Here is an 8,525-nt window from a genome sequence, read left to right on the forward strand (position 1 = left end):
ATCGGGGCGGCAGCGCTCCCTAGCGGGCCAGTGCGCGCAAGTCCAGGCGTCCGTCCAGCAACGGTGGACACCAGTAATAGCCCCCGGTGATCGGTCGGCTCATGCGGTACAAGCCATCGGTGATGCCGTCTTCCAGGCCGCTCATGCGGCGCAGTTGCGCCTCGAACGCATCCAGGGAAAAACCGAACGCCAGGAACATCAGGCCAGCGCGATCACCTTCGATCCACGGCATGGAACGGCGCACGACAAAAGCCTCCGGGGCAAAGCTCTCCTGGGCGGTACGCTTGACGTGGGCCGACTCCGGCGCCTCCTCGATTTCTTCGTTGTCGCTCAAGCGCCGGCCCATGATGTTGTCGCGCTCATGGGGTTGCATCGCGGCAAATCCGTCCAGATCGTGCTGCCATTGCTGGATCGCGGCGAAGCTACCCCCGCGCACTCCATCCACGCCCTGGGCCAGGGCGGCGGCAGCGGCCGCTTCATCGTGGGGGTTTTCGGTGCCATCTTCGTAGCCGGTCAGGTCATGGCCGGTCATGTGGCGGAAGGTTTCGTTCATCTGCACCAGGCGCAGGGCCGGTGCCAGCGCCGCTTCGAGGGCGCGACTACGGTGCATCAACTCGCCCCGGTCCTCGCCGTGCAACCAGCACCAGAGCGCATGCTGGGTCGACGGGTTATCCACGCCGACACCGGCCAGCGCGGGAAACGCACGCAGGCCTTCAACCTGAGCCCCCAAAGCCTGCACCAGCGACTCGCCGAAACCGACGACCGCGCGGCCATCCATTTGCAGCAGCAATTTATCGATCGCAGCCGGCAGTGCCTCGACCGATTCCAGGGCAAAAAACAGATGACGAGCCTGAGGCGGAACAGGGGTGGCGAGAATGCCGGGCTGGTAGTAACTCATGGGAACTCCTCTAGAAAGAGTCGCGAGTTTACCCGGCGGCTGCCGCTTTGTGTCGTTTCGCTTGGAGGCTGGTCGCTTCCGGCTACCGGGTGATTTTGTGGGAACCTTCCGTTGAGCTTGTCGGACGGCTCGGAAACGACTCTCGGCACGATGGCACCGGATTGTCGGGCAGCCATAAACCCCCTAGATTGACGTCCCTCAAGTAGGCCAACGAGAGCGGTCCACCATGCAAATTGTCAAATCGATACTCGCCGGGACATTTTTACTGGCCGGCGCGATGCCAGCGGTCTTTGCCCAGGAACGCATTGAAGAGACGGTCAACGCCGTCATTCAGCCCTTGATGAAGCAACAGGACATCTCGGGCATGGCGGTGGCCATTACCCACAACGGCCAACGTCGCTTTTTCAATTATGGCGTCGCCGTGAAGGATACGAAAAAGCCTGTCACCGACCAGACTCTGTTCGAAGTGGGCTCGATCAGCAAGGTGTTCACCACTACGCTCGGCGCCTACGCCCAAGCCCAAGGCACACTGCGACTGTCTGACCCTGCTGGCCGCTACGCCCCCGAACTGAGCGGGACAGCCTTGGAGAACATTCGCCTCCTTGATCTGGCCACCTATACTGCGGGCGGCCTGCCGCTGCAATTTCCAGCGGATTCGGACTATTCCGAACGGATGTTCAGTTACTACAAGGGTTGGAAACCGCTGTATCCCGCCGGTACCCAGCGACTTTATTCGAACCCGAGCATTGGCCTGTTCGGCCATTTGGCGGCGCGCAGCCTGGGCCGTTCGTTTGACGACGTGATGCAGCAGACGTTACTACCCGGATTGGGTCTCAAGCACAGCTACGTGCGGGTTCCCCAAGACCAGTGGAAACGATACGCCCAAGGTTACGCAAAGAACGGCAAAACCGTGCGGGTCGGTCCCGGTGCAATGGATTCCGAGGCCTACGGGATCAAGACCAGTTCATCGGACCTGATTCGCTTCGTCGAAGCCAACCTGCGGCCTGAACACCTGAACGCCGACTTGAAACAGGCCATTGTCACGACCCACACCGCTTTGTACCGGGTCGGAGGGATGCACCAGGGGCTGGGCTGGGAGTTCTACCCCGCCCCGTTCACCCTGGATGACCTGCTCGCCGGCAACACCCAGGAAATGGCCCTGACCTCGAAAAAAATCGAACCGCTTGCCCCATCCGAGCCCGCGTCGAAGGGCGCCTGGATCAACAAGACCGGGTCCACCAGCGGGTTCGGCGGGTATGTGGCATTCATACCTGGGGAGGACATGGGGATCGTGATGCTGGCGAACAAAAACTATCCGAATGAAGAACGGGTGAAGGCCGCGTACAAAATCCTGATGGCATTGGAACAGCAATAAGGTCCGCTGTGGCAAGGGAGCTTGCTCCCTCGCCACAAGGGACGTCGTGGTTATTGGAATCAATCATCCAATGGCTGCGGCGCAGCCGCCGGCTTGGCCGTCTTGCCCGACTTGGCACCTTTCGTATCCTTGGCCGGTGCCGGTTCTGGTGCGGGGGGTGGCGTTGGGGCTGCGGCTTCTTTTTCAGTCGCAGGCAGTTTGTCGACCGTGTCGAACAGTTCCTTCAGCTCGATCGCGCCGGAATGCTCAAGCTTCTTCTCGCCGTCCTTGCCCACCAGGATGATCTTGGTCTGCGCACCGGCCCCCAACTTCAGAGAACGAATCAGTGCCATGGTGCTTTGCGGATCGAGGTCTTTGCCATCCCGTTGGCCTATGGTATTGAGGACGGTGTAGAGCACCATGTTCCGCTCGGAGAAGCCCTGCTTGCCCGCCGGTTCATCCAGGGCTTTTTTAAGGTTGACCCAGGCGGGGTCGACGGTGCTGGGCGCGATGACGATCAAGGGGCGGGTCTTGCCCATCTCCGCCACCAGGGGTGAGTCGCCATCCGCGGCGAACAGGGGGCCGACGAAGGCCAGCAAGGTAGCGAAGGTCAACGACCGAATAAGCATGCGCCTCTCCTTTTGATATTTACGCTGTACTGATTGCACATGGCGGCGATTGTTCCGCGAGAGTCGCCCGTTACCGCGCAGGCCTGCCTTGAAGCTTAGGCCAGCGGCCCCATAGCGCAACCGCGACACAGCGCATTCAGAGGCCGAACGGGAACGTGTCCTCTTCATGCTCCAGTGTGTGCGGCGTCGGCAACGGCGTGACCGCTTCGGTCTGCTCCAGCCACAGCCAGGCGTCGAACTGCTCCGCCAGTACCGCTTCGAAATAATGGCTCTGGCGTTCGGTTTCAGGACGGTAGATTACGCCGATGGCACGTTCGAGCAACGGCTCGGACAACGCCTCCAGCAGTGTTTCGTCAGGCGCCGTTCGCCAGTCGGTCAGCGACGCCCGCACGCCCGCTTGCAAAAATTCCCGCTCCCAACTGCCGGCTAACGCCGGAACCACTGGCTTGATTTTCATCGGCGCGTCCCAGTCATCGGCCGCCGCCACGCTGCCACGGTCAGTGCCCATGCCCAGCAGCACCGCGTCGCGGCCATACGCCATTCGGCACAGCTGTCCGATATTGAACTCGCCTTCCCAGCCCATGCGTGTCGCGGCGGCATTGCCGATGTGGGAGTTATGCGCCCAGACCACCGCTTTCGTCTCGGGCCCGCGATGTTCCAGCAGGCTTTGCAAGGTATCGAACATATGCCGGTCCCGCAGGTTCCAGGAGGACTTGCCGCCGCGATACATGGCGCGGTAATACTGCTCGGCGGCGCGCACCACCCGGGCATTCTGGAGGGCGCTGAAAAAGCCTTCGTCATCCTGGATCAACGGGTCGAGGCGCTCGGCGAGCAACGTGTTGAGCTGCTCGACTACGGCGTCCTCGCAGGTCGCCAGGTTGCCGCGCTCGGTGAAATGACCATACAGCGCCGGGTCGTCGTGCCAGGGTGTCAGGCAGCCGTAGCGGTGCCGGGCATCCCGGGCCAGGTGAGGATGATGCTGGTCGAGGTAATCAAGCACCCCGTCGATGGAATGCCGCAGGCTGTAGACGTCCAGGCCGCGAAATTCCACGCGCCGGGCGTCAGGCTGCCCAAGGTTGTAATCGCGCAGCCAGCGGACGAACGATTGGATGTCCGTGTTGCGCCACATCCAGCTTGGAAACCGCGCGAAAGCCTGCTGTTTCCAGGCCGAGGGCCCGAGATGGCGAACACAGCGGTCGATTTGCCCGGCGTCGGGCCAGTCGGCTTCGACAGCGACAATGCCGAAGCCGTGGTGCTGGATCAGGTGCCGGGTGATGGCGGCGCGGGTGCGGTAGAAGTCGTGGGTGCCATGGCTCGCTTCGCCGATCAACACGACCTTGGCATCGGCGAAGCGATCGAACATCTCGCCAAACGCCGGGCTGTCCTCGGCGGGCAGCGGTTCGGCGTGATGACGCAGGATATCGGCGATGTCGGTGCGCGGTTCGGCGCGACGGCGGCGCAGGCGTTGCAGCAGATCTCTGGCTGGGCTGTTCATGGATCGTGGCCTCATCAGTACCTGGTTTACAGGTATGACTGTGGCTATGGACGCATGACTCCGATCAAATCAGAACGCGAGCTTGAAGCCGATCATCGCCAGCATCACCGCCAGGCAAGGCCGCAGGAGTTCATCGGAAATGCGTCCCGACAAATGGCTCCCCAGGTAGATGCCCGGCAACGAACCGATCAGCAGGAAGCCCAGGATGTGCCAGTCCATGTTCCCCATGCTCGCATGGCCCAGGCCCGCCACCAGGGTCAGTGGCACGGCATGGGCGATTTCAGTGCCCACCAGGCGCTTGGTGACCAGGAACGGATAAAGGATGAACAACGCGACAGTGCCCAGGGCACCAGCACCAATAGAGGTCAACGCGACCATCGTGCCCAGCACCAGGCCAGTGATGACGGTCAATGCGTTGAGCCGCGAGCCGCTGGGGTTGTAGTGGCCGCCGGCGCGGTCGTGGGCGAATTGCAGGAGGCGCTTCTTGAACAGGATCGCGAGGGCAGTGGCAAACAACACGAAGCCCAAGGCTTGCTTGATCACAGCGTTCATGGCATCGGGCGAGCTGTGCAGGCTGCTGAGGAACCACAACGTCAGTCCCACCGCCGGCACGCTGCCCAATGTCAGCCAACCAGTGACGGCCCAATCGATGTTGCGATTTTTTGCATGGACCAGCACGCCGCCAGACTTGGTAATGGCCGCGTACAGCAGGTCCGTACCCACCGCCGTAGCGGGGTTGATACCGAACCATAAAAGTATGGGGGTCATGAGCGATCCGCCACCGACACCGGTCATCCCGACGATGAAACCGACCACCAGGCCCGCTACGACTAAACCGACACTACCGAAATCCATCAAACCCGTCTCAGCGCGACCGCATGAAAAATCTGGCCGCGAGCATAGCGATTTTTCTTATAACCCCCTATATCGATGTGATCTATGTTTATTCCTTTTTTGCCTGGGCTACTGGACCGGCAGAAAATTGAGGAACAACAGGCTCTGGGCGTAATTCAACCCGATGCGCCGGTATCGCTCATCAAGCATCTGCGTCAGCAGGTCCAGGCGCGCTACGATTTTTCCGAACTCAACGGCGAAACTCAAGTTGCTGCCCTCCTCCGAAATTTCATTGGAAAACAGCATCGGCGTGCCGTCCTTGTTCTGGCGCTGCCCCAGCAGCCACGTGGCTTTTTCGATATTGCGCGCGGCGTTGCTGACGAAACGCGGATCGATGGTGTCGGTCATATAGAACTCGAGGCGGTTGCCATGGGCCGTCACCAGCATGCTGCCAATGGCATAGATGAATGCACCGACGCGATCGCCGAGAAACTCCGGGCTCATCGCATAGCTCAGGGCGGCCAGGTCTTTTTTGTTGCCCAGGGCCGGCAAGGGCTGCTGCTGTTCGATGGCTTGGCGAACCTGCTTGACGGCCGTGCGAGCGTCGAGAAAGCCTGACTTGCGCAACTCTTCGGGGTTACGCAGGTAAAGCTTATGCATCAACAGGTACAGGCTCTGCAGGTTGTCGTGCATCGAGAGGGTGGCCATGCGGTCGACGCTGGTCTGCAAGAACTCCTGGGGCCTGGTGTTGCTGAACTGCGTGACCATGTCCTGGCTTTGCTGATGGCTGCACCCGCCGCACAGCAGCAGTAACAGCCCCGCTAACAGCAAGCCACGGCGACGTGGCGCCATCATCACGGAATGTAGAACACCGGCCATCGAATCTCGGTCTGGGCATGGGGAAGCGGTCCGGGGTCGCCGCTTCCTGGCCATGGATAGAGCGGCAAAAACCGCAAAAGTGCGGTGACCGATGCAAAAGCTCACGCCTCGGCGAGCTTCGCTTCGATCAATTAGTATTACTTTTTAATTGATAATTCCCAATTTATAGCTATAAATCCCTTCTCCACCCGTAAATAGAAAGACTACTGAACAGAAAAACCTTCATCGCTGTCCGACCAAGTAACGGACTCGACCACGTTAAAAACAACAACAAAACAACAGGAAAGGAAGGTCACACCATGCTTGAATCCAGACATCTGCTCACGGCCCTCGGAGTTTCTCTGATGATTGCCACCTCTTCCCAGGCCGCCGGTCTGACCAATGAACGCGTTGCGTTCGGCGAGACCAATGACGGTACGCCCGTTGAAAAATACGTGCTTCGCAACAGCAACGGCATGGAGGCTGCCGTCATCACCTATGGCGGGATTCTCCAGTCGCTGATCGTGCCGGACAAAAACGGCATGACCGACGACATCGTGCTCGGCTTCGACGACGTGCAGGGCTACCAGAAGAACGGCACCGTTTACTTCGGCGCAACCATCGGCCGCTTCGGCAATCGCCTGGCGGGCGGCGCCTTCGAGCTGGACGGCAAGCGCTACCAGGTACCGCAGAACGACAAGGACAATTCCTTGCACGGCGGACCGCAAGGCTTCGACAAGCGGGTATGGAAAGCCGAACCCCACAATGGCAAGGATTCGGTCGGCGTGACCCTGACGTATGTGTCGGCGGACGGTGAGATGGGCTTTCCCGGCAACCTGAAGACCGATGTCACCTACAGCCTCAACGACCAGAACGAGTTGCGCATCGACTACAAGGCCACCACCGACAAACCGACCGTGCTGAACCTGACCAACCACAGCTATTTCAACCTGGCAGGTGCGGGCAATGGCGACATTCTCAAGCAAGTCGCGACCTTGCACGCGTCCCGCTACACGCCGGTGACCGCCAAGCTCATTCCCACCGGCGAACTCGCGCCCGTGGCCGGTACGCCGATGGATTTCACCAAGCCCACCGCGATCGGCACTCATATCAAGGCCGACCATCCGCAGTTGAAGTTCGCCGAACCGAAACAAGGTGGGTTCGACTTCAACTGGGTGCTCGACGCCAAGGGTGACGTCGGCAAACTCGCCGCCGACGTCCGGGATCCGAAGTCCGGGCGGCGCCTGCAGCTCTTTACCACTGAACCCGGCGTGCAGTTCTACACCAGCAACTTCCTCGATGGCACGGTCAAGGGCAAGCAAGGCAAGGTCTATCCGCACTGGGGCGCGTTCACCCTGGAGACCCAGCACTTCCCCGACTCGCCGAACCAGCCGGACTTCCCGACCACGCGACTGGATCCGGGCCAGACCTACACCCAGGCCATGGTGCTGAAGTTCTCGGCGGAATAATCCCATCGACCGATCGTTCCCACGCTCTGCGTGGGAACGCCTCCTGTGACGCTCTGCGTCATGCTTTTCGAACCCGGAGCATCCCTCGCTGCATTGCGACGCGAATCAAACCTGAACGCCTGGTCTATTCTGCTGCCACAGGCTTTATCGACCCGCACAACAGGAGATGTGAATGAGAACTCTGGAATTGGCCGGCGTCTGCGTACCGGTAATCGGCCAGGGCACCTGGCGCGTGGGTGAAGAACCGTCCCATCACAAGAAGGAAGTGGCGGCCCTGCGCCTGGGCATCGAGCTGGGCATGACCCTGATCGACACCGCCGAAATGTATGCCGAGGGCGGTGCCGAGCAAGTCGTTGGCGAAGCCATCACCGGCCTGCGCGACCAGGTATTCCTGGTGAGTAAGGTTTATCCCCACAACGCCAGTCGCAAAGGCATTCCGCTCGCCTGCGAACGTAGCCTGCGGCGGCTCGACACCGATTACATCGACCTCTATCTGCTGCACTGGCGCGGCCAATACCCCTTGGAAGAAACCGTCGAGGCATTTGAGCGGCTGCGCGAAGAAGGCAAGATCGGGCGCTGGGGTGTGTCCAACTTTGACGTCGATGACCTTGAGGAGCTGGCCGCGCCTGCCTGCGCCACCAACCAGGTGTTGTACAACCTGCAAGAGCGAGGCATCGAATTCGACCTGCTGCCCTGGAGCCAACGGCAACGCATGCCGATCATGGCTTACTGCCCGGTTGGCCAGGGCGGGCATTTGCTCAAGGATCACACCGTGCAGCAGATCGCCGAGCGCCACCGCGCAACGCCGGCACAGATCGCCCTGGCCTGGCTGTTGCGCCAGGACAATGTGATCGCCATTCCCAAGGCCGTGCAGCCTGAACATGTACGCCAGAATGCCGAAGCGGCGGACCTGCGGCTAGAACCCCAAGATCTGGCGGCGCTGGACTTGGTGTTTCCTCAACCTCAGGGGAAGCAGCGGTTGGCGATG

At 60.8% G+C, this 8,525-nt stretch carries 8 protein-coding genes; 3 read left to right on the plus strand and 5 right to left on the minus strand.

Features of this window, described 5'->3' with window-relative positions:
• Positions 1–19: 19 nt before the first annotated feature.
• The gene (locus tag OC610_RS15865) at positions 20–898 is read right to left on the minus strand and encodes a Dyp-type peroxidase (protein WP_264428930.1); all 879 of its coding nucleotides are present in this window, start codon (positions 896–898) and stop codon (positions 20–22) included.
• Positions 899–1,124: 226 nt separating this feature from the next.
• On the opposite strand from OC610_RS15865, the gene ampC reads away from it, so the two are divergent.
• A complete protein-coding gene (gene ampC / locus OC610_RS15870) occupies positions 1,125–2,273 on the plus strand; it encodes a class C beta-lactamase (RefSeq protein WP_264428932.1) in 1,149 nt (382 codons plus the stop codon).
• Between the two features lie 59 nt (positions 2,274–2,332).
• Here ampC and OC610_RS15875 read toward each other — a convergent pair whose 3' ends face one another.
• The 4 genes from OC610_RS15875 to OC610_RS15890 form a co-directional block, all read right to left on the minus strand.
• Positions 2,333–2,881 carry a DUF4174 domain-containing protein gene (locus OC610_RS15875; RefSeq protein ID WP_264428933.1) on the minus strand — a complete coding sequence of 183 codons (549 nt, stop codon included), beginning with the start codon at positions 2,879–2,881 and terminating at the stop codon, positions 2,333–2,335.
• A gap of 136 nt (positions 2,882–3,017) precedes the next feature.
• Positions 3,018–4,376 carry an erythromycin esterase family protein gene (locus OC610_RS15880; RefSeq protein ID WP_264428934.1) on the minus strand — a complete coding sequence of 453 codons (1,359 nt, stop codon included), beginning with the start codon at positions 4,374–4,376 and terminating at the stop codon, positions 3,018–3,020.
• Positions 4,377–4,445: 69 nt separating this feature from the next.
• Positions 4,446–5,231, minus strand: a complete 786-nt coding sequence (locus OC610_RS15885) for a sulfite exporter TauE/SafE family protein (RefSeq protein ID WP_264428935.1) — start codon at positions 5,229–5,231, stop codon at positions 4,446–4,448.
• Positions 5,232–5,339: 108 nt separating this feature from the next.
• A complete protein-coding gene (locus OC610_RS15890) occupies positions 5,340–6,089 on the minus strand; it encodes a hypothetical protein (protein WP_264428937.1) in 750 nt (249 codons plus the stop codon).
• 299 nt (positions 6,090–6,388) lie between these two features.
• Here OC610_RS15890 and OC610_RS15895 point away from each other — a divergent pair, with 299 nt between their 5' ends.
• Both OC610_RS15895 and OC610_RS15900 read left to right on the plus strand, forming a co-directional pair.
• Positions 6,389–7,537 carry an aldose epimerase family protein gene (locus tag OC610_RS15895; RefSeq protein WP_264428939.1) on the plus strand — a complete coding sequence of 383 codons (1,149 nt, stop codon included), beginning with the start codon at positions 6,389–6,391 and terminating at the stop codon, positions 7,535–7,537.
• A gap of 172 nt (positions 7,538–7,709) precedes the next feature.
• Positions 7,710–8,525: aldo/keto reductase (locus tag OC610_RS15900; protein WP_264428940.1), on the plus strand; the 816-nt coding region annotated here is incomplete at its 3' end.

The sequence above is a fragment of the Pseudomonas agronomica genome, from assembly GCF_025917275.1.
Lineage (GTDB): Bacteria > Pseudomonadota > Gammaproteobacteria > Pseudomonadales > Pseudomonadaceae > Aquipseudomonas > Aquipseudomonas agronomica.

Bases quoted from the DNA above. Each gene is read 5' to 3' on its own strand.
- OC610_RS15865 (WP_264428930.1), bottom strand. From the start codon at position 898: ATGAGTTACTACCAGCCCGGCATTCTCGCCACCCCTGTTCCGCCTCAG.
- ampC (WP_264428932.1), top strand. From the start codon at position 1,125: ATGCAAATTGTCAAATCGATACTCGCCGGGACATTTTTACTGGCCGGC.
- OC610_RS15875 (WP_264428933.1), bottom strand. From the start codon at position 2,881: ATGCTTATTCGGTCGTTGACCTTCGCTACCTTGCTGGCCTTCGTCGGC.
- OC610_RS15880 (WP_264428934.1), bottom strand. From the start codon at position 4,376: ATGAACAGCCCAGCCAGAGATCTGCTGCAACGCCTGCGCCGCCGTCGC.
- OC610_RS15885 (WP_264428935.1), bottom strand. From the start codon at position 5,231: ATGGATTTCGGTAGTGTCGGTTTAGTCGTAGCGGGCCTGGTGGTCGGT.
- OC610_RS15890 (WP_264428937.1), bottom strand. From the start codon at position 6,089: ATGGCCGGTGTTCTACATTCCGTGATGATGGCGCCACGTCGCCGTGGC.
- OC610_RS15895 (WP_264428939.1), top strand. From the start codon at position 6,389: ATGCTTGAATCCAGACATCTGCTCACGGCCCTCGGAGTTTCTCTGATG.